At 64.1% G+C, this 26,635-nt stretch carries 20 protein-coding genes; 11 read left to right on the forward strand and 9 right to left on the reverse strand.

What is annotated here, in order from left to right:
* Positions 1-17 precede the first annotated feature (17 nt).
* The 3 genes from OX459_RS12670 to OX459_RS12680 are packed head-to-tail and all read left to right on the forward strand — an operon-like array spanning position 18 to position 1,452.
* Positions 18-290, forward strand: coding sequence for a DUF6150 family protein (locus OX459_RS12670; RefSeq protein ID WP_289905304.1), 273 nt, complete (start codon positions 18-20; stop codon positions 288-290).
* 42 nt (positions 291-332) lie between these two features.
* Positions 333-905, forward strand: coding sequence for a type VI secretion system tube protein Hcp (locus OX459_RS12675; protein ID WP_289905305.1), 573 nt, complete (start codon positions 333-335; stop codon positions 903-905).
* A 7-nt stretch (positions 906-912) separates the two neighbouring features.
* Positions 913-1,452 carry a contractile injection system tape measure protein gene (locus OX459_RS12680; RefSeq protein ID WP_289905306.1) on the forward strand — a complete coding sequence of 180 codons (540 nt, stop codon included), beginning with the start codon at positions 913-915 and terminating at the stop codon, positions 1,450-1,452.
* A gap of 43 nt (positions 1,453-1,495) precedes the next feature.
* Here OX459_RS12680 and OX459_RS12685 read toward each other — a convergent pair whose 3' ends face one another.
* Genes OX459_RS12685 through OX459_RS12695 form a run of 3 tightly spaced genes read right to left on the reverse strand, consistent with a single transcriptional unit; the run spans position 1,496 to position 7,221 of the window.
* Positions 1,496-2,884, reverse strand: coding sequence for an efflux transporter outer membrane subunit (locus OX459_RS12685; protein WP_289905307.1), 1,389 nt, complete (start codon positions 2,882-2,884; stop codon positions 1,496-1,498).
* Positions 2,884-6,030: an efflux RND transporter permease subunit gene (locus tag OX459_RS12690; RefSeq protein ID WP_289905308.1), complete on the reverse strand. Its 3,147-nt coding sequence runs from the start codon at positions 6,028-6,030 to the stop codon at positions 2,884-2,886. Before OX459_RS12690 ends, OX459_RS12685 begins: the two co-directional genes overlap by 1 nt.
* Positions 6,031-6,063: 33 nt before the next feature.
* The gene (locus tag OX459_RS12695) at positions 6,064-7,221 is read right to left on the reverse strand and encodes an efflux RND transporter periplasmic adaptor subunit (protein WP_289905309.1); all 1,158 of its coding nucleotides are present in this window, start codon (positions 7,219-7,221) and stop codon (positions 6,064-6,066) included.
* 133 nt (positions 7,222-7,354) lie between these two features.
* On the opposite strand from OX459_RS12695, the gene OX459_RS12700 reads away from it, so the two are divergent.
* Positions 7,355-8,104, forward strand: coding sequence for a response regulator (locus OX459_RS12700; protein WP_289905310.1), 750 nt, complete (start codon positions 7,355-7,357; stop codon positions 8,102-8,104).
* On the forward strand, positions 8,104-9,189 hold the full coding sequence (locus OX459_RS12705; RefSeq protein ID WP_099664300.1) for an ATP-binding protein: 1,086 nt from the start codon (positions 8,104-8,106) through the stop codon (positions 9,187-9,189). Before OX459_RS12700 ends, OX459_RS12705 begins: the two co-directional genes overlap by 1 nt.
* Here the strand turns inward: OX459_RS12705 and OX459_RS12710 are convergent, their stop codons facing one another.
* Positions 9,190-10,077, reverse strand: a complete 888-nt coding sequence (locus tag OX459_RS12710) for a LysR family transcriptional regulator (protein ID WP_289905311.1) — start codon at positions 10,075-10,077, stop codon at positions 9,190-9,192.
* Positions 10,078-10,192: 115 nt separating this feature from the next.
* Between OX459_RS12710 and OX459_RS12715 the strand changes: the two genes are divergently transcribed.
* The 3 genes from OX459_RS12715 to OX459_RS12725 all read left to right on the forward strand — a co-directional run bounded on the left by OX459_RS12715 (position 10,193) and on the right by OX459_RS12725 (position 18,773).
* Positions 10,193-11,191 (forward strand): aldo/keto reductase, encoded by a 999-nt coding sequence (locus tag OX459_RS12715; RefSeq protein WP_289905312.1) that lies wholly within the window; start codon positions 10,193-10,195, stop codon positions 11,189-11,191.
* A 120-nt stretch (positions 11,192-11,311) separates the two neighbouring features.
* On the forward strand, positions 11,312-11,950 hold the full coding sequence (locus OX459_RS12720) for an NAD(P)H-dependent oxidoreductase (protein WP_099664303.1): 639 nt from the start codon (positions 11,312-11,314) through the stop codon (positions 11,948-11,950).
* Between the two features lie 265 nt (positions 11,951-12,215).
* Positions 12,216-18,773 (forward strand): DUF3320 domain-containing protein, encoded by a 6,558-nt coding sequence (locus OX459_RS12725; protein ID WP_289905313.1) that lies wholly within the window; start codon positions 12,216-12,218, stop codon positions 18,771-18,773.
* A 68-nt stretch (positions 18,774-18,841) separates the two neighbouring features.
* On the opposite strand, the gene OX459_RS12730 is transcribed toward OX459_RS12725, so the two are convergent.
* The 3 genes from OX459_RS12730 to OX459_RS12740 form a co-directional block, all read right to left on the reverse strand.
* Positions 18,842-20,152, reverse strand: coding sequence for an ATP-binding protein (locus tag OX459_RS12730; protein ID WP_289905314.1), 1,311 nt, complete (start codon positions 20,150-20,152; stop codon positions 18,842-18,844).
* Positions 20,146-20,811, reverse strand: a complete 666-nt coding sequence (locus OX459_RS12735; protein ID WP_289905315.1) for a response regulator transcription factor — start codon at positions 20,809-20,811, stop codon at positions 20,146-20,148. Before OX459_RS12735 ends, OX459_RS12730 begins: the two co-directional genes overlap by 7 nt.
* 77 nt (positions 20,812-20,888) lie before the next feature.
* Entirely contained in the window at positions 20,889-21,065 is a 177-nt protein-coding gene (locus tag OX459_RS12740; protein WP_289905316.1) for a hypothetical protein, read from the reverse strand.
* A gap of 249 nt (positions 21,066-21,314) precedes the next feature.
* Between OX459_RS12740 and OX459_RS12745 the strand changes: the two genes are divergently transcribed.
* The gene (locus OX459_RS12745) at positions 21,315-23,180 is read left to right on the forward strand and encodes a LodA/GoxA family CTQ-dependent oxidase (protein ID WP_289905317.1); all 1,866 of its coding nucleotides are present in this window, start codon (positions 21,315-21,317) and stop codon (positions 23,178-23,180) included.
* On the forward strand, positions 23,177-24,277 hold the full coding sequence (locus OX459_RS12750; RefSeq protein ID WP_289905318.1) for a tryptophan 7-halogenase: 1,101 nt from the start codon (positions 23,177-23,179) through the stop codon (positions 24,275-24,277). Before OX459_RS12745 ends, OX459_RS12750 begins: the two co-directional genes overlap by 4 nt.
* Before the next feature lie 52 nt (positions 24,278-24,329).
* Here OX459_RS12750 and OX459_RS12755 read toward each other — a convergent pair whose 3' ends face one another.
* Positions 24,330-24,908: a TetR/AcrR family transcriptional regulator gene (locus OX459_RS12755; protein WP_289905319.1), complete on the reverse strand. Its 579-nt coding sequence runs from the start codon at positions 24,906-24,908 to the stop codon at positions 24,330-24,332.
* A 92-nt stretch (positions 24,909-25,000) separates the two neighbouring features.
* On the opposite strand from OX459_RS12755, the gene OX459_RS12760 reads away from it, so the two are divergent.
* Complete coding sequence (locus tag OX459_RS12760; protein WP_289905320.1) at positions 25,001-25,849, forward strand: SIP domain-containing protein; 849 nt, start codon at positions 25,001-25,003, stop codon at positions 25,847-25,849.
* A gap of 22 nt (positions 25,850-25,871) precedes the next feature.
* Here the strand turns inward: OX459_RS12760 and OX459_RS12765 are convergent, their stop codons facing one another.
* On the reverse strand, positions 25,872-26,564 hold the full coding sequence (locus OX459_RS12765) for a hypothetical protein (RefSeq protein WP_289905321.1): 693 nt from the start codon (positions 26,562-26,564) through the stop codon (positions 25,872-25,874).
* Positions 26,565-26,635 lie beyond the last annotated feature (71 nt).

Raw genomic sequence — 26,635 nt, forward strand, 5'->3', positions numbered from 1 at the left:
AACGGGGAAAAAGACAGGTGGCACGCATATTTCAAGCGCAGAGCATGGGAGAGGCCGACGTGCGCGTGGCCCTGGTGGAACGCGGCAGTGCCGACCTGCTGGTGCACCGCGTGGCCAGCTGGGGCCTGGCGCACGGCGACGCCCTGTGGTACATCACCCGCGACCGGCAAAGCGCCACGGCCAGCGTATTTTTCGTCTCGCAGGGCATGGCGCAGCTGAAAATCTGTTTTGTCGACAGCCACGGCGAGGCAGGCTGGCAAGCGCCCCGGCCGCGCAATCTCCACCTGTAGCAGGGTGGCATCCGTGTTCACTCACTGGAAGGGAGCATCGCCATGGATTTGATCTTACTGGAACCCGGCGACGGGGAACTCGTGTTCGGCAAGGCGCCGGACGGTGAAAGCAAGAGCGGCGGTATCGACGCCATCTGGCGCGACGCTGCCACGCTGCGGGGCATGGGCCGGTGCTTCGAGCTGGTGTCATTACATCAAGGCATGAAGCAGCAAGTGACGACCGACATCAGCAACTCTGCGCGCACGTCCGGCCGGCCCGTCATCACCGAATTTACCTGCGTCAAGTATGTCGATGCGACCTCGGTCAGGCTGTACGATCTGTGCCTGCGGGCGAAGCCGCTGGGCAGCGGCCCGGACCAGCCGACCAGGCTGTACATCAACCGCCAGACGGGCGACAAGACGGCCAACCTCATCACCATCGCCCAGCACGACGCCCTGATCAGCGAAATCCAGCTGCAAACCCATCCCGACGACATGCCCACCGAGCAGTTCAAGCTGAACTTTACGGAAATCCTCTGGACGTACAGCGTGCAGCAGGCCGACGGCCAGCCCGGCGACCAGCAGACGACGGGCTGGAGCCTGGCGCGCAACCGCCCGATCGGGGCATTTACATGATAAGCACATGAACGACGCTGTACACGCTACTGACATCGCCGACATCGGCAACGCCGGCCTGGCGCTGCTCCACCCGTTCCTGCCCACAATGTTCCAGCGGCTGGACTTGCTCGCCACTGGCGGCGATGGCAGGCCGCAGCTGCGCGGCGAACACGGCGCACGCGCCGTTCACTTGCTGCAATACCTGGTCGATGGCAGGAGCGACGCGCCGGAGCAGCAATTGCTGCTGAACAAGCTGCTGTGCGGCCTGGAACCGGACTTCCCGGCTCCCCCCGTCGACCTCGGCGAAGAAGAACGGGCCCTGTGCGAACAAGTGCTGGCCGCCGTGATGCGCCATTGGCCAGCGGTGGGACAAACGTCGCCCGAGGGATTGCGCCAGGTCTTTCTGCAGCGCGAAGGCCGACTGCAAAAAGGCGACGGGAAATGCACGCTGGCTGTCGCGCGCAATCCCTTCGATGTACTGCTGAGCCGCTTGCCGTGGAATCTGGCTGCCATCCGGCACCCGTGGATGCCGCAACCGCTGTTGATCGACTGGCCCGGCGCGTAGCCTGGCAAGCCGACGCCCGGCTGGCCGCCCTCCGCAAAGCGGGCTACTCTTCCAGCCCGCCCCCCAGCGCCTTGTACAGGGCCACGGCCGACTTGAACTGGTCGCGCCGCGCGTCGAGCAAGGCTTGCTGCGCCGCATACGACTGGCGCTGCGCGTCGAGCAATTCCAGCCGGCTGTCCTGGCCCGCGTCGTAGCGCAGCTGCGACAGGCGCTGGCGCTGCTGCGCCGCCGTCACCACGCGTTCCTGCGCGGCGATCTGCTGCGCATACGTGGCGCTGCCCGCCAGGCCGTCGCGCACGTCGCGAAACGCCGCCTGGATCGCTTGCTCGTATTGCAGCACGGCCACGTCCTTGCGCAGGCGCGACAGCTGCAATTCCGCGCGCAGCTGGCCGCCCTGGAACAGCGGCTGCGTCACTTGCGGCGCGAACGACCAGCTGCGCGCGCTGCCGCGGAACAGGTCGCCCAGTTCCGGGCTGGCCAGTCCCAGCTGCGCCGTCAGCGACAGGCGCGGGAAGAAGGCGGCGCGCGCGGCGCCGATTTCCGCATTCGCCGCCACCAGCGCGTATTCCGCCTGCAGGATGTCGGGACGGCGCGCCAGCAAGTCCGACGGCAGGCCGGGCGGCAGCTGCGTCAGCACGGGCTGGCCGTCGAGCGGCCGGCCCGCCGGCAAGTCGGCGGGCAACGGCGCGCCCAGCAGCAATTCCAGGTTGTTGCGCGCCAAGGCGCTGGCACGTTCCCGCGCCTGCACGTCCGCTTCCGCCGTGGCCGCCTGCCCTTCCGCTTGCGCTACATCAAGACCGCTGCCCTGCTGCGCCCCGTGCAGGCGCTGCGTCAGGACGAGGGCCTGGCGCCAATCGAGCAGGGTTTGCCGGGCCAGCGCCAGCTGTTCCTCGGCCAGGCGCTGTTCCAGGTAGGCGTCGGCCACGGCGCCGATCAGGGCCATGTGGGCGGCCCGCTGGCCCTGCTGCGTGGCCAGGTAGCGCGCAAAGGCGGCCTCCGACAGCGAGCGCAGGCGGCCAAACAGGTCGATTTCGAACGCGCTCATGGCGATGCCGGCCGTAAACTGGTTTTGCACCGTGGGATTTTGTCCCGTGGCATCGGCAGCGCGCTGGCGCGTGCCGCCGCCGTTGAGACCAATCGCCGGATAGCGGCCCGCATCCTGGATCTGGTACTGGGCCCGCACGGCTTCCACGTTGAGGGACGCCACGCGCAAGTCGCGGTTGTTTTCCAGCGCGATGTCGACCAGGCGCTGCAGGCGCGCGTCCAGCAGCATCTGGCGCCAGCCCAGGTTGGCCGCCGTGTCGGCCGTGCCTGGCGCGGCGGCCTCGGCATACGCGGCGGGAATCGGCGGCGCCGGCTTGACCAGCGGCGGCGTCAATGAACAGGCCGACAAGGCCAGCGCGGCCAGCGGCGTGATAAAAATCAAACGCATTACAACTCTCCTTCCACCGCCTTGACGGCGATGCGATTACTGCGTTTGTTGAAGTACGTATCCATCTTGTCGACGGCGCCCAGCACCACGACAAAGAACACGGGCACGAAAAACACGGCCAGCACGGTGGCGGTAATCATGCCGCCGAACACGCCCGTGCCGATCGCATGCTGCGTCTCGGCGCTGGCGCCCGTGGCCAGCATCAGCGGCACCACGCCCAGCGCGAAGGCCAGCGACGTCATCAGGATCGGGCGCAGGCGCAACCTGGCCGCTTCCACCGTCGCCTCGACCAATCCCTTGCCCTGCGCCTGCAGCTGGCGCGCATATTCGACGATCAGGATGGCGTTCTTCGCGGAAAGACCAATAATCGTGATCATGCCCACCTTGAAGAACACGTCGTTCGGCATGCCGCGCAACATCACGGCCAGCACGGCGCCCAGCAAGCCCAGCGGCACCACCAGCATGACGGAGACGGGAATGCTCCAGCTTTCATACAGGGCCGCCAGCACGAGGAAGACCACCAGCATCGACAGCGCCATCAGCATGGGCGCTTGCGAGGCCGATTCCTTCTCTTGCAGCGATTGCCCCGTCCACGCCAGCGCGAAACCGGGCGGCAATTGCTTCACCAGGCGCTCCATTTCCAGCATGGCGTCGCCGCTGGACACGCCGGGCGCCGCGCTGCCGGAAATGCGCGCCGCCGGATAACCCTGGTAGCGCACCAGCTGCAGCGGCGATTCGCTCCACACGGGGCGCACCAGTTCGCCCAGGGCCACCATGCCGCCCGCGTTATTGCGAATGCGCAAGGCCAGCACGTCGTTCAGCTGCATGCGCGACGGCGCATCGGCCTGGATGATCACTTGCTGCATGCGGCCCGCATTCGGGAAATCGTTGACGTAGGTCGACCCCATGGCCGCCGTCAGCATGTCGGCGATGGCCGTAAACGACACGCCCAGCGCTTCCGCCTTGGTGCGGTCGATATCGAGGCGCACGCTGGCGCCGGGCGGCAAGCCGTCCGGATACACGCCCGCCACCTTGGCGCTTTGCGCCGCCAGGCCCAGCAGCTGGTTCTGCGCCGCCTGCAGGGCAGCGATGCCCTGGTTGGCGCGGTCTTGCAGGCGCAGGGAAAAACCGGACGAGTTGCCCAGTTCATCGATGGCGGGCGGCATCAGGCTCATGATCACGCCCTCCTTCGCCTGCGACATGGCGGCCTGCGCCAGCGCCACTTCTTCCTGCGCCGTGGCGCCGTTGCGCTGTTTCCAGTCCTTCAGCATGGTGAAGGCCAGGCCCGCATTCGGCCCCGCGCCGGAAAAACTGAAGCCGAGGATCGATTGATTTACCTCAATGCCGGGCCGCGTGGCCACGTGCTGTTCGTACAACTTGACGACATCGAGCGTGCGCTCCATGGTGGCGTCGGACGGCAACTGGATCGAGGTGATGAAATAGCCCTGGTCTTCTTCCGGCAGGAAGGCCGACGGCAGCTGCACGAAGGCCACGCCCAGCGCCGCGACGATGGCGCCGTACAGCACCATCGAGCGCCCAGCGCGTTTCAGCATCGCCACCACGCCCTTTTCATAGCGCGCCGTCATGCGCTCAAACTGGCGGTCGAACCACAGGAAGAATCCCTTCTTGTCATGGTCGTGCGGGCCGATGGGTTTCAACATCGTGGCGCACAGGGCCGGCGTCAGGGTCAGCGCCAAAAACGCCGAGAACAGGATCGACACGGCCATGGCCAGCGTGAACTGGCGGTAGATGGCGCCCACGGAACCGCTGGCCAGCGCCATCGGGATGAACACGGCCGTCAGCACCAGCGTGATGCCCACTACCGCACCCGTGATTTCGCGCATGGCTTTGGAGGTCGCTTCCTTCGGCGACAGGCCTTCCGTCGCCATCAGGCGCTCGACCGCTTCCACCACGACGATGGCGTCATCGACGATGATGCCGATGGCCAGCACCATGCCGAACATGGTCAGCACGTTGACGGAATAGCCGGCCAGCAGCATCACCGTAAACGTCCCCATCAGGGCGATCGGCGCGACGATGGCGGGAATCAAGGTGTAGCGTATCTTTTGCAGGAACAGGTACATGACGAGGAACACCAGCACCATCGCCTCCAACAGCGTGACGATGACCTTCTCGATCGAGATCTTCACGAACGGCGCCGTATCGAACGGTACCGAATACTTGATCCCGGCCGGCATGGTGTGCGCCAGTTCGGCCATGCGCGCGCGCACGGCGGCCGCCGTCTGCACGGCGTTGGCGCCGGGCGACAGCATGATGGCGGCGCCCGACGCGGCCTGGCCGTTTTCGCGGATGCTGAAATTGAAGCTTTGCGCGCCCAGCGACACTTTCGCCACGTCGCCGATGGTCACTTTCGAGCCATCCGCATTCGCGCGCAGCACGATGGCGGCAAATTCGGCCGGCGTTTGCAGCTGGCCCTGCACCGTCAGCGGGATGGTCACGCGCTGGCCGTGCACGGCGGGCGAGTCGCCCAGGCGGCCCGGGGCGATCTGCGCATTTTGCTGCGCGATGGCGGCCGTCAGCTCGCCCATGGCGATGTTGTACGACACCAGCTTGGCCGGATCGACCCAGATGCGCATGGCCCGCTCGGAACCGAACAGCTGCACCTTGCCCACGCCGGGAATGCGGCGCAGTTCTTCCGTCACGTTGCGCGCCAGGTAGTCGCCCAGCGCCACTTCATCGTGCTGACCATTGTCCGAGATCAAACTGACGATCATCAAAAAGCCGGACGACGCCGACTCCACCGTCAAGCCGTTTTGCCGCACGGCTTGCGGCAGGCGCGGCTCGATGGCTTTCAGGCGGTTTTGCACGTCCACCTGCGCCATTTCCGGATTCGTGCCCGGCTGGAAGGTGACGGTGATCGAGGCCGAGCCCGACGTATCGGTAGACGACTCGAAATACAGCAGGTGCTTGACGCCCGACAGTTCGCGTTCGATCAAGCCCACCACGGAATCGTTCATGGTTTGCGGCGTGGCGCCGGGATAATTGGCGCTGATGCTGACGCTGGGTGGCGCCACCGAGGGGAAGCGCGCAATCGGCAATTGCGGTATGGCGATCAGTCCGAACAGGACGATGAAGACCGCCACCACCCACGCGAAGACGGGGCGGTTGATGAAAAATTGAGGCATGTCATTAGGCTTTCATTGTATTCATATGGTGCATCAACGCGCCCTGGCGGCAGCCGCCGTTGCCACGACGGCTGGCTTCCACGGTTGCGGCGCGGCCGTGGCGCCCGGCTGCAGGCGCTCCTGGCCTTCGATGACGACGGTTTCGCCAGCCTTCAAGCCGCCGTTGACCACGTACTGGTGCTCGATCACGTCGCCCACGCTAATGGGTTTAAGACTTGCTTTGTTCGTGCCGTCGAGCACCCAGGCCTGCGCCTGGCCGCCGCTGCTGTGCAGGACGGCTTGCTGCGGCAACAGCACGCCATTCGCCTGCACGGCGCGGGCGATGCGGGCGCGTACGAACATGCCTGGCAGCAACTGGCGCTGCGGATTGTCGACCAGCACGCGGATGACGGCGTCGCCCGTGCCCGCATCGACGCTGATGCCCGAGAACAGGATGCGCCCCGTGACGGGATGCGGCTGGCCATCGGCGCCCAGGATGGTCACGGGCAGCTTGTCCGCGCCGCCCGTTCCCGAGGCTTGCAATGCCGCCAGCGCGGCGGCCGGCTGGCGCACGTCCACATACACCTTGTCGATCTGCTGGATGCGCGCCATCGGCGTGGCATCGGCCAGGCCCACCAGCGCGCCTTCCGTCACCAGTTCCGAGCCGATGCGCCCGGCAATGGGCGCCTCGATGCTGGCAAAGGCCAGGTCCAGGCGGCGGCGCGCCAGGGCGGCGCGCGCCTGCGCCACGGTGGCCACGGCTTGCTCGCGCTGGGCCACGGCATCGTCATACGCCTGGCGGCTGATGGCGTCCGCTTCCACCAGCGGCTTCAACCTGTCGGCCTGGCTGCTGGCGCGGTTCGCCGTGGCCACCGCATGCTGCAGGGCGGCGGCGGCCGAATCGACGTCCGCCTGGAACGGCGCCGGGTTCAGCTGGAACAGCTTCTGCCCCGCCCGCACTTCGGCGCCCTGCTCGAACTGGCGGCGCAGCACGATGCCGCCCACTTGCGGGCGGATGTCGGCCGTGCGGAAGGCCGCCACCCTGCCCGGCAATTCGTCGCTGAGGACGACGGGCGCCGCCTGCAGCTTGAGCACCGTCACGGCGGCGGGCGGCGCGCCGGCGTCTTCCGGCGCGGGTTTGGAACAGGCGGCAAGGCTGAGCAGCGCCGCGGCGATCAACATGTTTTTCTTGGTGAGGTGGCTCGGATGCATGGTCTTTCTCTATGGCAGATCCCAACCGGCGGTCCGGTCGACAGATAACAAGAGCATAGAAGGCCAACATGGATGTTCCGTCAAAGAAATGTGGAGATTCGATGGAGACGGCGAAGAATGCTAGACTATTTATATGAACTATCATCACAGCGCCAGCCAGCCCTCCTTCCTTGCCACCACGCCGCCTTCCGCCCTCGTCCTGATCGCCGAAGATGAACCGCAAATCGCCCGCATCCTGGCCGGTTACCTGGAGCGCGACGGCTATCGCACGGCCTTCGCGCACGACGGCCAGGAAGCGCTGCAGCAGCACCTGGCGCTGGCGCCGGACCTGCTGCTGCTCGACGTGCAAATGCCCAGGGTCGATGGCTGGGGCGTGCTGACGGAAGTGCGCCGGCGCGGCGAGACGCCCGTCATCATGCTGACGGCGCGCGACCAGGATGCGGACAAGCTGGCCGCCCTGCGCGTGGGCGCCGACGACTACATCATCAAGCCCTTCAATCCGGCCGAAGTGGTGGCGCGCGTGGCCGCCGTGCTGCGCCGCTCGCGCGTGCGCCACCACCCGGTCGGCGGCCAGCGCCTGCGCTGCGGCCCCATCGAAATCGACCAGGAAACCTATGTGGCCAGCGTGCTGCGCGACGGCCTGCCCGTGGCGCTCAGCCTGACGCTGACGGAGTTCCGCCTGCTGGCCCACCTGGCGCGCACGCCGCGCCGCGTGTGCAGCCGCCTGGAATTGCTGGAGTCGTGCATGCCTGAGAGCAATTCCATGGAACGCACGGTGGACAGCCACGTCAGCAAGCTGCGCAAGAAGCTGGAAGAAGCGGGCGTGATGAACATGCCGGCCAGCCTGCGCGGCGTGGGTTACCGCCTGGAAAGCGACCTCTGATGCGCTTCACGGGCCTGAACCGGCAGATCGTGCTGTCGATGTCCGTGCTGATGGTCAGCGGCATCCTGATCATCTGGATCGGTTCCTGGACCTTCTTCGCCATCGCCTTCAAGATCGACCCCGGCATGCTGTCCGAGCCGGACGACTGGTCGCCGACGACGGCCGAATGGCTGTGGATCTTCGCCATCACCATCTTCGGCCTGGGCCTGGCGGCGTTTTTCGCCATCAAGCTCGCTTCGCGCATTCTCAAGCCGATCAATTCCGTGATGGACAGCGTGCGCCGCGTGGCGCATGGCGACCTGTCCGCGCGCGCCTTCGCGGGCGACCGCAGCCTGGGCGAAACGGCCATGCTGGTCGACGATTTCAACAGCATGGCCGAGCGCCTGCAGCGGGCGGCCAAGGAAAGCGAGACGTGGAATGCGGCCATCGCGCACGAATTGCGTACGCCCGTGACCATCCTGCGCGGCACCTTGCAAGGCGTCGTCGACGGCGTCTTCAAGCCCGAGGAAGTGCCGTTTTCCAGCCTGCTGGCGCAAGTCGAGGACCTGGGCCGCCTGATCGAGGACTTGCGCACCCTGAGCCTGGCCGACAGCGGCCACATGCAGCTGCGCATGGCATGGACGGACCTGACCCTGGAAATCGGGGAAGTGCGTCGCCTGCTGGCGCAGGAGATGGAAGCGGCCGGTTTTACGCTGCAACTGCACCTGTCCGACCATCCCGTCTGCTGCGACGCGGCGCGCATCCGGCAAATCGTGCTGGCCCTGCTCGACAACGCGCGCCGCTACGCGCATCCGGGCTTGCTGCGCGTGCGCACCCGCGTGCAGGCCGGCCAGTACTACCTGAGCGTCGAAGATGCGGGTCCCGGCATTGCCGACGACTTGGCGCCGCACGTGTTCGAAGCGTTCCGCCGCGGCGACAGCGCCAGGGTCGACTTGAACGCGGGCAGCGGCCTGGGCCTGGCCGTGGTGGAAGCCATCGCGCGCGCCCACGGCGGCAGCGCCGTCTGCACGCGTGGCAAGGCGGGCGGCAGCCTGTTCACCATCAAGTGGCCGGTCGAACACGGCGCCCCGCCGCCCGCCGGCTGACTACGCGGGCGGCGCGCGCAGCATGTCGACGAAGGCGCGCAGCACGGGCGGCATCTGGCGCCGGCTCGGGTAGTACAGGTAATAACGAGGCGGCGGCGGCAGGCAGCGCTCCAGCACGCACGCCAGGCGCCCCGCCGCGAGATCGGCGCGCGCATCGGCCTCGTACACATACGCCAGTCCCGCGCCATCGCGGGCCGCGCGCAGCATCATCTCATCGTCGTCGAACAGCAGCGGGCCGCCGACGGCGATGCTGACGGCTTCCCCTTCCAGCTCGAACTCCCACGCATACTGGCGCCCGCTGGGAAAACGCCGGCCGATGCAGGCATGGTCCAGCAAGTCGCGCGGCGTGCTTGGCGCCCCATGCGCCGCCAGGTAGGTGGGCGACGCCACCACGACGAACGGTTGCGGCGCGCCCACGGGCACGGCGATCATGTCGGCCGCCACCTGCTCGCCAAAGCGGATGCCCGCGTCAAAACCGTCGCGCACGATATCGATCATGCCGTCATCCGTCACCACTTCCACCTGCACGCGCGGATAGCGGGCGACGAAGCTGGCCAGCATGGGCGCCAGCAGCAGCCGGGCGGCCGGACGGGGCACGTTCAGGCGCAGCTTGCCTGCGGGCACATCCTGCAAGGCGCTCAGGTCCAGCAAGGCATCGTCGATTTCGCGCATGGCCGGCGCCAGCCGCGCCAGCAGCTGCTGCCCCGCCTCGGTCGGCGTGACGCTGCGCGTGGTGCGGTTCAGCAGGCGCACGCCCAGGCGCTCTTCCAGCGCCCGCAGCGCATGGCTGAGGGCGGAAGCGGAGACGCCCCGTTCAAGGGCCGCCTTGCGAAAGCTGCGCAGGCGGGCGACGGCGGCAAAGGCCGTCAATTCATTCAGGTCAGCCATTATTCGGAAAACAATTCATGAGCAATATTCAGTAATACATGCAATATTAGGCATCTTATCGCATGCTGTTGCTTCATCCATACTCCTTGCATCTTTTTTTGAAGAGGAGTGAAAAATGGAACACAGAACACTGGGCAACTCCGGCTTGCGCGTCGCCCCCATCGGCCTGGGCTGCATGGGCATGAGCTTTGCCTACGGCGGCGCCGACGAAGCCGCCTCGCTGCGCGTGCTGCACCGGGCCGTGGAACTGGGCGTGACCCTGATCGACACGGCGGAAGTCTACGGCCCCTACGCCAACGAGGACTTGGTAGGCCGCGCCGTGAAGGAGCTGCGCGGCAAGGTCAGCATCGCCACCAAGTTCGGTTTCAATATCTTGCCTGAAGGAAAAGGCGTGGCACGCATGGCGGGCGTCGACAGCCGCCCCGAGCATATTCGCCAGGCGGTGGAGGCGTCGCTGTCCCGGCTGGGCATCGAGTGCATCGACTTGCTGTACCAGCACCGCGTGGACCCCGCCGTGCCCATCGAAGACGTCGTCGGCGCCATGGCCGGCCTGGTGCGCGCGGGCAAGGTGCGCCACCTGGGGCTGTCGGAAGTGTCGGCCGCCACCCTGCGCCGCGCCCACGCCGTGCACCCGATTGCGGCCGTGCAGTCCGAGTATTCGCTGTGGAGCCGCGACGTGGAAGCGGAGGTGCTGCCCGCCTGCCGCGCCCTCGGCATCGGCTTCGTGCCCTACAGCCCGCTGGGCCGGGGTTTCCTGACGGGCCAGCTCACGTCCAGCGCGATGCTGGCGCACGACGATTATCGCCACAGCCTGCCCCGCTTCCAGCCGCAGGCGATGGCGGCCAACGCGCACCTGGTGGCAGAACTGCAGCGCCTGGCGGCGGCGCGCGGCGTCACGGCGGCCCAGCTGGCCCTGGCCTGGCTGCTGGCGCAAGGCAGCGACCTCGTGCCGATACCCGGCGCCCGCAGCCTGGCGCACCTGGAAGAAAACGTGGCCGCCGCGCGTATCACTCTGGGCGAGAGCGAGCTGGCCGCCATCGGCGCCGCCATCGCGCCCGCCAGCGTGCAAGGCGCGCGCTACCCGCAACATGAGCTTGCCATGCTTGGCCTGTAGACAACCGTGCTGGAGTCCGCTAAGTTGAGCACGCCAAGCAATTCTTTGCCCCTCAGCACTTGAAATGCCTGAATCCGCTATCATTTCCAATCTGAACTATTCATTATGAAAGGGATTTACATGTCCGCACTGCTCGAAACACTGCAATGGCGCTACGCCACCAAGAAAATGGACCCGACGAAAACGGTGCCGCAAGACAAGGTCGAGCGCATCCTGGAAGCCGTGCGCCTGACGGCCAGCTCCAGCGGACTGCATCCTTATGAAGTCTTCGTCGTGACGAATCCGGCCCTGCGCGAGCAGATCAAGCCGCATGCGTGGAACCAGGGCCAAGTGACGGATTCCTCGCACCTGCTGGTGTTTGCCGCCTGGGACAATTACACGGTGGAACGCATCAACGCGCGTTTCGACCTGGTCAACGAGGTGCGCGGCTTCAAGAATGAAGGCTGGGAAGCGTACCGCCAGCAAATCCTGGCCACGTATCCGCAGCGCGACGCCGAGACCAACTACCAGCACGCGGCACGCCAGGCCTACATCGGCGTGGGCACGGCCCTGATCGCCGCGGCGCAGGAACAAGTCGATTCGACGCCGATGGAAGGTTTTGATCCGGCCAAGGTCGACGAGATCCTGAACTTGCGCGAAAAAGGCTTGCGTTCCGTCGTCATGCTGCCGCTGGGCTACCGCGCCGACGAAGGCGACTGGCTGGTGGACTTGAAAAAAGTGCGCCCTGCGCGCGAGCAATTCATCACCGAGCTGGCGTAAGCGCTACGCCAGTGACTGAAAAGCGGATGCCCTGACCGGCATCCGCTTTTTTCATGGCGACTCACCCGCACCCTTGATTAACTTGGCCATGCAGCGCGGACAAGTCGCTGTAAGAACACTCTAACGGAACCGAATCTCATTGAAGTGAGATTTGGTGAGTAATTGTCTCTTTCCATGTGTTAATGTCGTTCGATGAATATCTCTATAGCAAATTAATTTGCAAAAATAGACACAAAATTCATTGAATTCATTAACGGGGAAGTAAGTGGAACAAGTAGAAGACCTGGCGGAACAGCCCGTCAAAGCTGCACCTGAGTACGCAATTCGCATCTCAAATGCCAGCAAGCTGAACCTAGCAGACTTCCAGAACTCCATTCCTCTGCTACGTGAACTGGCCATTATCAATGACGGTAATGGAGAGATCACCGACTTGCGGTTGCGCCTAGAATCATTTCCTCCGTTTTTGAAATCGAAGACCTGGTTGATAGATGCCTGTCAGGCGAAGTCCAACTATGACATCAGGGACTGCGATGTTCAGCTGGATGGCATCGTACTGGGCAAATTGACCGAAGCTGAGACCTCGACAATTACATTGACACTGGTTGGCAAGGCCGGCTCGTCCCCGGAGCGTGTGCTAGCGACAGAAGAGCGCAAGGTTGAGCTGTTGCCGCGTAACCAGTGGGGAGGACTATCCCACCTCCCCGACCTTGTAGCGGCATTCGTGCAACCAAATGAGCCGGCAATCGACCGGTTGCTCAAGCAAGTCGCCGAGGTATTGCGACAGGCGGGAAAAAGCCCGGCGCTGGATGGCTATCAGGGGGGTGCAAAACGAGCATGGGAGCTGACCTCGGCTCTGTGGACAGCCGTGGCAGGGCTGGGATTGGACTACGCACTGCCGCCAGCCAGTTTCGAGCACCGAGGCCAGAAGGTACGCAGTGCGGCGCAGGTGATGGACGCCCGCATTGCCACCTGCCTCGACCTGACGCTGATGTTTTGCTCTGCGCTGGAGCAGGCGGGCTTGAATCCTATTGTCGTATTCACGAAGGGTCACGCGTTCGCTGGCGTATGGCTACGCCAGGAAGAATTTTCCACAGTAGTTGTCGATGACGTGACGGCCATCCGCAAACGCATCCGGTTGAAAGAACTGATCCTGTTCGAAACAACACTGATTACCTCGCGGCCGGCGCCATCCTTTACGTATGCAACCGATCTGGCAGCCAATCAGATCGCCGAACAGGTCGAAGAACAATTCGAGCTGGTGGTTGATATACGGCGTGCCCGCATGCAACGAATCAAACCGCTTGCCAGCGGTGCAAGCCCGGACATCCTTCCACCCACCGATAGTGCGATGAAAGCAACCGCAACCACGTTTGACGATGGTGCACCTGATTTGCCGGACTACGGGGTGACGACCGAGCCCTCAGGATTCGATCCGAACGACAGGTTGGCCCGATGGCAACGCAAATTGCTTGACCTATCGCTACGGAACAATCTTCTCAATTTCAAAACCGGCAAAAAATCCCTCAGGATCGACGCACCGGAACCAGGCGTACTGGAGGATGTGCTGTCCAACGGTGCGCCGATACGCTTGCTACCAAGACCGGACCTTATGGATGGGCAAGATCCACGTAACCAGGCAGTACACGAACAGCGCGCACGTGAAGATGTACGTCGCGAGCACGCCCTCGATGCACTGAAACGGCGCGAGGTATTCGTCAACGTGAACGAGCCGGAACTGGAGACCCGACTCGTCGATCTCTATCGTAGTGCTCGCACGGTATTGCAAGAGGGGGGAGCCAACACGCTGTTCCTAGCACTGGGCTTTTTGAACTGGACGCGCGATGACAAAGCGGGACAGAAGTGCAAGGCGCCGTTGATTCTTATTCCAGTGTCGCTGCAGCGCAAGAGCGCGCGCTCCGGCTTTACCTTATGCCTGCATGAAGACGAACCGCGCTTTAATCCGACGCTGATCGAGATGCTGCGGCAAGACTTCCATCTCAACCTGGGTGTCATGGATGGCAAGTTGCCGCAGGATGCCGCTGGACTTGATGTCGCGCTGATCTGGCGTACCGTTTCTCATGCCGTGCGAGACATCAAGGGCTGGGAAGTGTCAGACGAAGTGGTACTAGCGTCGTTCTCGTTCGCCAAATATCTGATGTGGGTTGACCTGACCCAGCGAACGGATCAATTGCGCCAGAACCCGGTCGTACGCCACTTGATCGACAGTCCGCGCGACCCCTATCCGTCCACGGTAGCGTTTCCGCCGCCGAAAGAACTCGATGCGCAATTTTCTCCTGATAAGACATTCTGTCCACTTCCTGCCGACTCGTCACAACTCTCTGCAGTCATGGCTGGGGCCAAGGGCAAAAATTTTGTACTGATCGGGCCACCTGGTACAGGCAAGAGCCAGACCATTGCCAACCTGATCGCCCAGTGTCTGGCCGAGGGAAAGCGAGTGTTGTTTGTATCGGAGAAGATCGCAGCGCTTGACGTCGTGTACCGGCGCTTGCGCGAAGTGGGTTTGGGCGAGTTTTGTCTAGAACTGCACTCGAACAAGGCACGCAAGCTCGATGTGATCACCCAGCTGCAAAAAGCTTGGGAGGCTCAAGGCGAAGTCAATCCCGAAGAATGGAACGCTCAGGCGGTCAAGTTGAAGCGACTGCGCGATGAATTGAACCAATATGTCGCTCGACTGCACCATCGACATCCCAATGGCCTGACAATTTACAAGGCGATCGGCATAGTGGTCGATGGTGAAGATGTACCTAAACTCGATCTTTCCTGGGCCGATGCCAATGCGCATGACCATACCCAGCTTGAGGCGATGCGCGATTTGAGTGTCCGCCTGGAGGTCAATGCCGAGGCGGTTGGCTCCAGCGAATTACTCAAGGGACCGCTGATGGCAGTCAGGCAAGCGGAGTGGACACCTTCCTGGCAACAGGCATTCATCAGCGCAACCAGAGCGGTGGCGCCAGCAGCTGAAGAACTACAATTGGCCATCACGAATTTTGAAAATGCAACTAGTCTTGCGGGCTTGCCGACTGGCCGTCGCGCGCGCCTGGCAGTAGCAGATCTGTCGCAGGCGCTGCCTGATGCCTTTGGCCGTCAATGGGGCTTCGTGTTTCGGCCTGAGGCGCGCGAGCTTCTGGCTGATCTACGTGAAGGGCACCAACTGCTGCTTCAGCATCGTGAACTGAATGCGCGCATCTGTCCTGCATGGAACGAGTCCGTCGTCGCCCGATGCAAAAAAGCGCTGGCGCTGCTCGACGAGCGTGACCGCGTGATGTCACTACTGGGCCAACCGTGGTCTGACGATATTCTGACCGAGTTAGAGAAAGGATTGAAACTGCTCGACGATCTGGCCGCGAGTACAAGCAGCCTTTCCGTGCAGTATGGCGAACAGGTGGACGCACTAAATGTGCACCAGCTTCAACGTGGCTGGGTCGAAGCAGAACGCAGTACATGGCCCTTGTCGTGGATGCGCAAGCGCCAGATCACCAAAGTACTGACCGACTGCGTGACCGGCGACGGCAATACCGATGTCACACGCGACCTGCCTTTGCTGGTACGTATCCGCGAATTGCGGTCCGCAATCGACAAGGTAGAAATGGGGCCGGTAAGCGCAGGTGTCTGGGCGGGCTTGAAGACGCGCCCTGAATTTGTTCAGGCAGCGCTTTACTTGCAGCATGTGCTGGGGCAGGCGCGCCGACAGGAAGCCTGGGATGACCAGGGATTTGACATCATCGAGAACGGGCGATGTGGCAAGTTGCTTGCTCTGGAGTTAGAGCGCTTGCGGCAACTGCGCGCGCTCAATACCGAGATCGCCGACATGCAGCCACTGAACGCAGAGACAGGTGGACTGTGGAATGGCCAGGTGACACGTCCACATCTGCTGGCAGCAGCCATGCGCTTCGCGCTTGCCTTGCGCGCTGTGCAGGACGCTGGCGCACTGCAAGGCGAGCACGCGGAGGTCGCGACGTCAGACTGTGGCCCGGCGCTGGCGACTGATTACCAACATGTGCGCCAGCGCGCCATCCTTGAAGAAAAGCTGCGCGCCTTTGATTATCTGCGCGCCTCAACTGGCGGCACTTGGGCTGGCCTGCAAACACGCGCAGACGACATCGACAGCGTAGCAGCCTTTTATTCGGTACTTACAGTGGCAATTGCCAACCTGGCCGAGACAATCGAAGACGCTGGCGTGCTACGTCAGGCATTTGAACAATTGGTGGTTGAAGGCAACGCACTACTTGCACCGTCCGGTGTACTAGCCAGTGCTGGCGCTCAGTATCGCGCCGCGCATGACGCCCTGCAGCCCGTACTCGCCAATCTTGCCGCCGTCGGCACATTCAGCGAAGACGTAGCCATGCAGTTCAACGAGCTGCCATTAAACGAGCTGATCACCTGCTGCAAACAGATCGTTGCCGGAGAACCACGCCTGAAAGCATGGTGCGCGTGGCGCAAGGTGCGCACAGAAGCGCTGTCATTGTCGCTGGCATCGCTGGTCGACGCAATGGAGACCGGCACGGTGAAACAGGCGGAAGCACTGCGCGCATTTGAAACCAATTACAGCCGCTGGTGGCTCAATCAGGCTGTCGACAACGAAACCGTCATACGCAACTTCGTTTCTGTCGAACATGAAAAGCGGATCGGGGACTTCCGCGCACTTGACCGACAATTTACGGACGTCACGCGCGCATGGGTGCGCGCCTCGCTGTGCGCCGGCATGCCGCGCTCCGAGGAAGTTGCGCGCCAATCGGAATGGGGCGATTTGCGTCATGAAATCAACAAAAAGAAGCAGCACATGCCATTGCGCGAGCTGATACAAAAGATTCCCTCGGTACTGGGCAAGCTGGCGCCATGTCTGTTAATGAGTCCGCTATCGATTGCCCAGTATCTGGCAACTGATGCCAGTGCATTTGATCTGGTGGTGTTCGACGAAGCATCGCAGATTCCAGTATGGGATGCGATAGGCGCCATGGCGCGCGGCAAGCAGGTAGTGATGGTGGGTGATCCCAAACAGTTGCCACCGACCGCGTTTTTTGATCGCGCCGAATCGTCGGACCATGACGCAGATGTCGAAGGCGATCTGGAAAGTATTCTCGACGAATGCATGGGGGCGAACCTGCCGACAATGAATCTGGCCTGGCACTATCGCAGCCGCCACGAATCCCTGATCGCATTTTCCAACCATCGTTACTATGGCGGTGGCCTGGTAACATTCCCATCGCCGGTCGCCGACGACCGTGCCGTCAGCTTCCATCACATAGATGGCGTGTACGAGAAAGGTGGCGCGCGCATCAACAAACGCGAAGCGAAGGAACTGGTGGCCGATATCGTTGCAAAGCTGCGCGCGCCAAACTTCCAGGAATCGAAACTGACAATCGGTGTTGTCACCTTCAATACCGAACAGATGAACCTGATCGAAGACTTGCTTGACGAAGAGCGCCGGAAGGACCCAGCTCTGGAACCATATTTTTCGGAGACGGAACTCGAACCGCTGTTTATCAAGAACCTGGAATCGGTGCAGGGTGACGAGCGCGATATCATTTATTTCTCGATTACCTATGGTCCAGACCTGGCGGGCGCTGTCTCGATGAACTTTGGCCCGATGAACCGCGATGGCGGCGAGCGTCGGCTGAATGTCGCGATCACGCGCGCGCGCCAGGAGTTGAGAGTATTTTCTAGTCTGAAGCCAGAGCAGTTCGACCTGTCTCGCACGCAGGCCGCAGGAGTGCGAGACCTCAAACACTTTCTGGAGTTTGCCGAACGTGGCCCCCGCGCACTGGCCGAGGTGACCAAAGGTAGCCTGGGTGGCTTCGACAGTCCATTTGAAGAAGCAGTCGCCGCAGCACTTGCCTCTCGCGGCTGGCAGGTGCATACCCAAATCGGTGCCTCGTCTTTCCGGGTGGACTTGGGCGTGGTGCATCCCGATGCGCCTGGCATCTACCTGTGCGGAGTCGAGTGCGACGGCGCCACCTACCACCGCTCGGCAACGGCGCGCGACCGGGACATGTTACGTGAGCAGGTATTGCGCAGCTTAGGGTGGGAAATAGTGCGTATCTGGTCTACTGACTGGTGGATAGACCGGGCAGGTACACTTGAAAAGACGCATGCTGCATTGGAGCGCTTGCTGGAGTTCAGCCGGCAAAGGCGCAGCAAGGTGGCGGAGCGCGAGGCGGCCGAGGCTGAGGCAAAGGAAATCCTAACCAAGACACAAGCAGAAACGATGGCACCTACAGAAATGATCGAATTAACAAGACCTGCTCTTGATATCCAATACGCCTCACGCTTTGTCGTCGGTCAGGATATTGACTCACCGATCACCCGGCAATTTGAAATGACTGACCCTGCAGTGGTATGCGGCGTGAACGCCGACGCCTTTTTTGAAGCATCCTACGATGGCCATCTTCGAGAGATGATTGAGCAGATCATTGATTTCGATGGGCCATCACGCGACACCGTACTGGCACGCAGGATCGCACGGGCGCACGGTTGGCAGCGTACCGGGGCGCGCATTCAGGAGCGCGTCTCCTCGATAGCGCTTTCGTGTCTGAAATTCACAGAGGAAGACGTCGGCATATTCTTCTGGGCACTGGACCGAGAACCTGAGCGTCCTATTATATTCAGCCACAACGGGAACGGCGGACGCAGCGTGGACGAAATTTGCATGGCGGAACTGATCTCCCTCGCCCAACTGATTACCGGCGAAGGTTGCTCTGGCGACAATGCTGTGATGGCGATGGCCAAGCGACTTGGTATGCATCACGTTCGAGCCAGTAGCCGCAAAAGGCTAGAGACCGCACTGGACAATGCTATGGGCTAGAGCAGGTACTTCATTTTTAGCGTGTTGAGCAGTGATGTCATACTGATCGACATCTATTTTTTGACCGTTCAGGCCGCCTGCGGGAAGCGCACCGTCACCTGCAATCCCCGCCCCGCCTCGCCGTCGGCCAGTGCGATATCGGCTTGGTGGTGCTCGGCGATGTGGCGCACGATGGACAGGCCCAGGCCGCAGCCCCAGGCGTCGTTGCCGTCAGGACGGAAGAAGCGGTCGAACAGGCGCGCATGGTGCTGGCGCGGCACGCCGGGGCCGTTGTCGGACACGCGCAGCAAGGGCCTGCCCTCTTCCACGGCTGCCTGCAAGTCGACCCGGCCGCCCTGCTGCGTGTAGCGCAAGGCATTGTCGATCAAGTTATTCAGCAACACTTGCAAGCCGTCGGGATCGGCCTGCACCAGCACCCTGGCCGGCGGCGCTTCCACCACGCCCAGGTCGATCGCGCGGCTGTCGGCCAGCGCGCTGTGGTCGCCCACGGCCGCTTCCAGCAATTGTCCCAGGTCCACCATGTGCAGCTGGCTGGCCGTGAGCGCCGTTTCATGGCGCGCCAGACTGAGCAGTTGCCGCACCAGATGCGTGCTGCGGTCCAGCCGTTCGTGCAGCCGCGCCAGCGCCACGCGGCGTTCTTCCTCGCTGCCGGCCCGCTCGGCCACCTGCAGCTGCAGTTTCAATGCCGTCAGCGGCGAACGCAATTCATGCGCGGCATCGGCGACAAAGGTGCGTTGCGCCGTCAGCGCCGCCTCGAACTGCCCCATCAGGCTGTTGAGCGCCAGCGCCACGGGCCGCAGTTCGGGCGGCATGTCGTCGGCCGCCAGAGGCGTCAGGGCGTCCGGCGAACGCCCCGCCACGGACTCGGCCAGCCGGTGCAGGGGCGCCAGCGCGCGTCCCACGACGGCGACGATCAGCAGCGCCAGGATCAGCGCGAACACCAGCAGGGGCGCGCCGGCCCGCACGGTCATCCGCCAGGCCAGCTGGTCGCGCACGGCCTGCGCCTGCGCCACCTGCACGTAGCGGCCGCGCCGCGTTTCGCCGTACAGGCGCCAGTCTTCGCCGTGCAGCTCGACATCGGCGAAGCCGGCCAGCGCATAGCGCGGCAGTGCCGGCTGCTCCTGCAGGACGGGCAAGGGCTGGCCATCCTCGTCCCACGCCTGCAGCACGAACGCTTCTTCCGGCTCTTGCGCGGCGGCCAGTCCCTCCTGCGGCTCGAACTCGTCAGGCAAGGCCACGGCCAGCTGGCGCAGCTGCAAGTCGGCCAGCTCATTGGTTTCTTCCAGCAACGAACGGAACAACGAAATACCGGCGCCCAGCACGCACAGCAGGGTGGCGGCCAGCAAACCGAGCAGCAATTGGCGGCGGATGGTCAGCATGGCGCCAGTCGCATCTTGTATCCAACGCCGCGCACGGTCTGGATAGCGTCCGCACCGAGCTTCTTGCGCAGCTGGTACACATACACGTCGACGGTATTGCTTTCAACTTCGCTATCCCAGCCGTACAGCTTTTCGCTCAGCTGGCGCTTCGACACCACCTTGCCCGGATGGTCGAGCAAGGCGCGCAGCACGGAAAACTCGCGCGGCGGCAGCTTGATCTGCTCGCCCTCGAACGTGACGTCGTGGCTGGCCAGGTCGAGGATCAGCGCGCCATGCTCGATGACGGAGCGCGAACGGCTGACGCGGCGGCGCAGCAGCGCGCGGATGCGCGCCAGCAGCTCGTCGAGGTCGAACGGCTTGACCAGATAATCGTCGGCACCGCTGTCGAGTCCTTCCACGCGGGCCGGCGTGCCGTCGCGCGCCGTGATGATCAGCACGGGCAACTCGGCGCCCCGCGCGCGCATGGCGCGCAGCACGTCCATGCCCTCCTTGCCGGGCAAGCCCAGGTCCAGCAGCATCAAATCGTAGGCGAAGCCGGCCAGCGCCAGCTCCGCATCGTGGCCATCGCGCACCCAGTCCACGGCATAGCACTCGCCGCGCAAGCCCTCGACCAGGCTTTCCCCGATCATCGGATCGTCTTCCACCAGCAACACGCGCACGCGGGCCTCTCAAAGTCTTGAAAAAGCCACCATCTTACCTTGACTGGCGCCGCGCCGCAGGGGCTGCCGCGGTGGCCTTACTTGGACCCGGACCCGCGGAACGGCGGGATATTGCCTTCTTGCGGATACAGCGCCACGCCTGTCGCAAGCGGTGCCGCCGCAGCGAGCGCCTCGCCGGGCTGGGCCGCTTGGGATACGGGCAGAACGGCCAGCAGGGATACCGCGCCAACACAGAAAATAGCCTTGATTTTCATATCATTCCTTCAAAGGTTGCATAGAAAAATATCGGATCAATACATTATTTCATATATTAATAAACAGGCAATGCCAGTCCAAGATAGCTACATGCCGGCAACAAGTCAATCTCCGCAGCAACTGAATTGCCCGCGTGTCCGCCCATGCCATGCATGGCGTGAATTCGCGATACCGTGACTATGTGCGCATTTGGCGCGTTTTTTATGCGGTATATTTTCCTTCCCTCCACGCATCTGGAAAGGCATGCCATGTCCAGTTCCACCCAAGATACCGTCATCGTCAAGGCGGCGATTTATCCGCCCATCGGCATTGCCCGCGTGGGCAACAGCCCCAGCGAATACTTTATGGGACCGGAGGTGCCGGAACCGGCGCCGCGGCCGGCCGGCTATTACCGCGATGCGTCCGGGGCCATCAAGCGCCAGGCGGCGGGCTTTCGCATCTACGGCTTGAACGCCGCCGGCGTGGCCGTGGCCGAGTTGAACGCCAGCAATGCCGACATCGAATGGTCCGTCACGCTGGCCAACACCAAGGCGGCGTGGTACCAGTTCCAGATCGCGCTCGACATTCCCGAGGCGAATGTCACCCAGCCCTCGTTCCTGCGCAACATGGCCGTCACGGACCGCGCGCAACTGTCCATCACGCCGGGCGAGCGCAAGATCGGCGGCAGCGAACAGCCGGCCGTCGCCTTCGACAGCGGCCGCTTCATGGGCACGCCCGTCTACCTGGGCGAGTTGCGCACGGACGCCATGGGACGGCTGATCGTGCTGGGCGGCCATGGCAAGTCCGCCTCGTGGAATGGCGCGCGCGCCATCACCTTCGCCAACAACGAAGGCTGGCATGACGACACGGCCGACGGCCCCGTCTGCGCCACGGTGCATTACCAGGGCCATGCCTTGCCCGTCGACATGGCCTGGGTGGTCGTCGCGCCGCCCGACTACGCGCCGCAGCAAAAGTCGGTGCGCACCATGTGGGACTTGATGCGCGACTTGTTTGTTTCCGAAGACAAAATTACCGCGCCTGCCGTTCCCTCGTTCCAGGACGATATCCGTCCCATTTTCGAGCGCCTGTCCAACCTGCAATGGGTCAACGCCGGCTTCGCGGCCGCCTTCGGCTGGGATGGCAGCACGCCGTTCAGCCGCGACGAATGGATGGCGCGCCTGGCCAGCCCGTCCGAAAACCGCAAGGAGTGGCGCAACGTCATCTATAACCAGTTCCGCCAGTTCGAGCGCGACGCTTGGGCGCCATCGCCGTGGCCATGGCTGTATGGCGACGCGATGGCCATCCCGCCGGCAGACACGCCGCGCCAGAACTGCGCGCTGAGCAATTTGCAGTTGCGCTTCCTCAAGCAATGGGCCGACGGCAAGTTCACGGACGACTACGCGCCCGGCAAGACGCCGCCGCAAAGCCTGGCCGACGTGGAAGTGGCGCAGCAACCGGACACCCTGCTGCGCGCCGCCATGGAATTCTGCCTGGCAGACGCCTTCCACCCCGGCTGCGAAATGACCTGGCCCATGCGCCAGGCCAGCATGTACAGCGCGCCGTTCCGCCTGGCGCACCGGCCGCCCGGCTGGGTGGAGCCGGATTACGGTGCAGTGTTGACGCCGGACAATATCGGCAGCCCCTGCTCGGCGCAGATCGCCGGCGGCGTCACGCGCTGGATGGCCGTGCCTTGGCAAACGGACACGGCCAGCTGCCGCTCCGGCTACCAATCCGACTACGATCCCTACGTCCCGACTTTCTGGCCCGCGCGCGTGCCGAACCAGGTGATGAGCAAGCTCGCCTACGACACGGTGATGAACCGGGAAGCCCCCACCGACGACCGCCTGGCCGCCTTCGCCCGGCGCGCCGCGTGGATACGTCCGCTGGGCAACATCAGCTATGAAGAGCAAATCAACAACATGATCGCCGACCTGGCGCAAGTGGGCGTGGTCGAGGTGCGCCCCGGCCCCACGGACGTGAGCGGCTTCCCCGCCTTCCTGCAGGTGGAAAACCTGCCGCAAGCGATCGCCGGCAAGCATCCATTGCGCGCCGCGGCGCCCATACCGGACGAGTTTGTCGACGTCGAGCTGGAAGGCACGGAAAAAGCGCGGCATCTGCAGCGGCACCGCTTGTGACGGTGCTGCAGGCCGACGTGCTCGTCGTCGGCGCCGGGCCGGCCGGCGCCACGGCCGCCCTGAACCTGGCGGGGCGGCACCGGGTCTTGCTGGTCGACCGGCTGGCCGCGCCGCTGGCGCGCATCGGCGAATCGCTGCCGCCCGCCGCCGCGCGCCTGCTGCAGGACATGGGCTTGCTGGACGCCTTCCTGCGCCAGGGCCATGCGCCCTACCACGGCAACCGCGCGTGGTGGAACGGCGCCTGGGCGGAACACCACTTCCTCAGCGACCCCGATGGCCACGGCTGGCACCTGGCGCGCGGCACCTTCGACCTGTGGCTGCGCGACGAAGCGCGCCAACGCGGCGCCGCCCTGCTGGCCTCGGCCAGGGTCGCGGACATCGCGCCGGACGACGGCGGCTGGAGAGTACGGCTGGAAACGCAACGCGGCCCATGCGACGCGGCGGCGCGCATCGTCATCGACGCCACGGGACGCAGCGCCCGGCTGGCCCGCAAAGTGGGCGCGCAGCGCCGGCACAGCGACCGGCTGGTATCGATATGGCAATACGGACATGAACGCACGCCCTCCACGCGGGGCTTTGCCCACATCGAGGCGTGCGAATACGGCTGGTGGTACAGCGCGCCCCTGCCCGGCCAGCGCCGCGTGCTGGCCCTGCATACGGATGCGGACTTGCTCGGCAACACCTCCCTGCGCGATGTCGGCTGGCTGGAAGCGGCGGCGCGGCGCTTGCCGGCCACGCGGGAATTGCTGGAGCAGCAAGGTTACGGGGCCGATACACCGGCCCTGGCCACGCCCGCCCATACGGCCGCCCTGGACGCCGCCGCGGGACCGGGCTGGTTTGCCGCCGGCGACGCGGCCCTGAGCTTCGACCCGCTGTCGTCGCAAGGCATCTTCAACGCCCTGTACACGGGCCTGGCCGCCGCCGAAGCGGCCGACCGCACGCTGCAGGGCGACGCCACGGCTTGCCAGCAATACAATGCGGAACTGGCGGCCATCGGCGCGGCATACGGACGCCACCTGGCATACTGTTACGGCCAGGAAACACGCTGGCCGTCGGCGCCATTCTGGAGCCGGCGCCGGCCGCTCGCGGCCCGCTGACCCGCTGGCCCGCAAAAAAATCGCCGCGCCGCCGCGCCGCCACGCGCTGCCGCTATGGCTGCATGGCCAGCGCCCCGATCACCAGCGCGCGCATACCCAGGTCAAACTCGGCCTCGATGAGCGCATCGTCCTCTGCTTCCCAGGCGTCGCCGGCCGGCGCATACACGGTGTCGGCCAGGGCCACGCAGTGGAAGGCCACGGTCGACAGCAGCCAGCGGGCGCGCTCCCTGGGCAGCCGGTAGCTGTCCGCCACGTGCGCCTGGTGGGCGTCGATCCGGGCCAGCATGGCCGGTGTCGTCGCTTTTCTGCGCAGCAAGTACGGCGCCAGCCCCGGATGCGACTTGACCAGCGCGCGCAGCGAAGCGCTGAAACGCAGCAGATAGCCCTCCAGGTCGTCGTTGCCCGTCGCCGGCAGTTTCCATCGAACAAAAATTTCCTCGGCCACCAGCAGCTTGAGCGCCGCCAGGTTCGCCACATGCTTGTACAACGCCACATGGCTGACGCCGAGCAAGGTGGCGACACCGGTAAACGTCATGGCGGGCAGGCCCACCGCCATGCCGGCGTCGGCGATGCGTTCGCGCGTGATGCTGGGGGGACGCCCGGGGCGGGGCGAAGTGCTTGCAATAGTCATCGTTATTGTCCGTGGCGGCAGCTGCGTTGTCGGTTTCAGTTAATTAGTTTAGCATGATGAAACTAATTACCCAATACCAAGGAGTACTTACCATGGCAACACCCGTAGAACAGCAATCCGGCGGCCAGCTGCGCAATGCCGAGCATGACCGCAGCCTGCATGAAGTCACGGCCGCCGTCAGCGCCATCGCGCACCCCGTTCCCAGCGTGCTGCGCGTCACGGCCCGCCTGGACCGTTCCGGCGACGATCCCCAATGGGCGCTGCCCAACGTGGCCTTCCGCATCCATCTCGACGGGCCAGCGTATGGCGGCGCGTCGCGCATCTACACCGTGCGCAGCTTTGACGCGCAGGCAGGCGCGTTTACCTTCGATATCGTACGGCATGCACACGCGAGTCCGATGATGCACTGGGGTAACAACCTGCGCGTGGGCGAGGTCTTCCGCCTGACGGGGCCGCGCCCGCAGTTCGTCGTTCCTGCCGGCGCCGAAAAGAAAATCGCCCTCTTCCTCGACGAAACGGGCATGCCCGCCCTGTACGCCATGTTGCAACAGTGGCCCGCCGGCGCGAGCGGCATCGGCTGGGTGGTGACGGATGATGCGGCCGCCTTTGCCGAGCTACCCACCGTGCCGGGCCTGGCGTTGCAACGCCTCGGCACGGCCCACGTGGCGCCGGACGGGCCGCTGGCGGCCCAGGCCAGGGCGTTGCAAGATCCGCACGATTACGCGATCTGGGGCGCCGGCGAACGCGATGAAATGCGCGCCATCCGCCAGCATTTTCGCGTCGACGCGGGCTTGGCGAAAGACCAGGTGCTGGTGGCGGGCTACTGGAAACGGGGCGTCAGCAACACGGACATCGATCTGCGCCGCCGGCAAAGCTTCGAGCAGCTGATCGCCGATGGCGGCACCCTGGCCGATTTCGACGACCTGGCCGTCGAAGTGTGAGCAGCGCCGGTCGCGGCGCGCGCTAGCGGGCGGCGAAGTCGAAGCGCCACGCGTCCTGGCTGCGGTGCAAGGTAACGTCCACTTCGGTAGCCGAGACCGGCATCGCATATTGCGTCATGTCCTGGAAACTCTCCAGGCTGTAGGTCTGGCCCGCCGCCGGCCGCATGGCCACCACAAAATAGAGGCTGGGCAGGTATTCGAAACCGACCGTCATGTTGGCATCGACATCGGGCATGGTCGCAACCGGCCGGTCGTTCACGTACCAGTTGCAGCTGAATGGGATGAATGGGCTGGTCTCGTTCATGACGCCGCATTGTGCCGGCGTCAGCTTCGATTGCGCCAGCGAGGCGGCGGCCGGCTGCAGCAGCGGCGACAAGCCATGCGGGCTCACGGCCAACAGCAGCTGGCCCGGCGCGATGACCTGGCGGCCCGAGACGATCTTGTTCCCGGTGATGCCGAAACTGTTCACGTCGGTCGAGATCCTGTCCTCGTAGTGGAACGATTCGGTGGCGCCGGCCGACCCCGTCAACACCTGCCAGGCATGGCTGCGGTAATGGCCCTGCGGGTTGTGCAGCTTCAGGAAAACCAGCACGGAGTTGCCTAGCAAATCGTCTGTTTCCACGTTGTAGCGGACGTTGAATTGAATGCCCATCGCTTGCTCCCTGCCTGGAATCTGCACGAACTCAGGAAAGACAGCGCCGGAGGACGAGTCCACGATTTCCTCCGGCGCCGGTTGTCACTGCCCCTGCCCTGGCTGATGCAGGGCGTGAGCACGCTATTCGCGAA

It is taken from the genome of Janthinobacterium sp. SUN026, assembly GCF_030397625.1.
GTDB lineage: Bacteria > Pseudomonadota > Gammaproteobacteria > Burkholderiales > Burkholderiaceae_D > Janthinobacterium > Janthinobacterium kumbetense.

Bases quoted from the DNA above. Each gene is read 5' to 3' on its own strand.
- OX459_RS12675 (WP_289905305.1), top strand. From the start codon at position 333: ATGGATTTGATCTTACTGGAACCCGGCGACGGGGAACTCGTGTTCGGC.
- OX459_RS12680 (WP_289905306.1), top strand. From the start codon at position 913: ATGAACGACGCTGTACACGCTACTGACATCGCCGACATCGGCAACGCC.
- OX459_RS12685 (WP_289905307.1), bottom strand. From the start codon at position 2,884: ATGCGTTTGATTTTTATCACGCCGCTGGCCGCGCTGGCCTTGTCGGCC.
- OX459_RS12690 (WP_289905308.1), bottom strand. From the start codon at position 6,030: ATGCCTCAATTTTTCATCAACCGCCCCGTCTTCGCGTGGGTGGTGGCG.
- OX459_RS12695 (WP_289905309.1), bottom strand. From the start codon at position 7,221: ATGCATCCGAGCCACCTCACCAAGAAAAACATGTTGATCGCCGCGGCG.
- OX459_RS12700 (WP_289905310.1), top strand. From the start codon at position 7,355: ATGAACTATCATCACAGCGCCAGCCAGCCCTCCTTCCTTGCCACCACG.
- OX459_RS12705 (WP_099664300.1), top strand. From the start codon at position 8,104: ATGCGCTTCACGGGCCTGAACCGGCAGATCGTGCTGTCGATGTCCGTG.
- OX459_RS12710 (WP_289905311.1), bottom strand. From the start codon at position 10,077: ATGGCTGACCTGAATGAATTGACGGCCTTTGCCGCCGTCGCCCGCCTG.
- OX459_RS12715 (WP_289905312.1), top strand. From the start codon at position 10,193: ATGGAACACAGAACACTGGGCAACTCCGGCTTGCGCGTCGCCCCCATC.
- OX459_RS12720 (WP_099664303.1), top strand. From the start codon at position 11,312: ATGTCCGCACTGCTCGAAACACTGCAATGGCGCTACGCCACCAAGAAA.
- OX459_RS12730 (WP_289905314.1), bottom strand. From the start codon at position 20,152: ATGCTGACCATCCGCCGCCAATTGCTGCTCGGTTTGCTGGCCGCCACC.
- OX459_RS12740 (WP_289905316.1), bottom strand. From the start codon at position 21,065: ATGAAAATCAAGGCTATTTTCTGTGTTGGCGCGGTATCCCTGCTGGCC.
- OX459_RS12745 (WP_289905317.1), top strand. From the start codon at position 21,315: ATGTCCAGTTCCACCCAAGATACCGTCATCGTCAAGGCGGCGATTTAT.
- OX459_RS12755 (WP_289905319.1), bottom strand. From the start codon at position 24,908: ATGACTATTGCAAGCACTTCGCCCCGCCCCGGGCGTCCCCCCAGCATC.
- OX459_RS12760 (WP_289905320.1), top strand. From the start codon at position 25,001: ATGGCAACACCCGTAGAACAGCAATCCGGCGGCCAGCTGCGCAATGCC.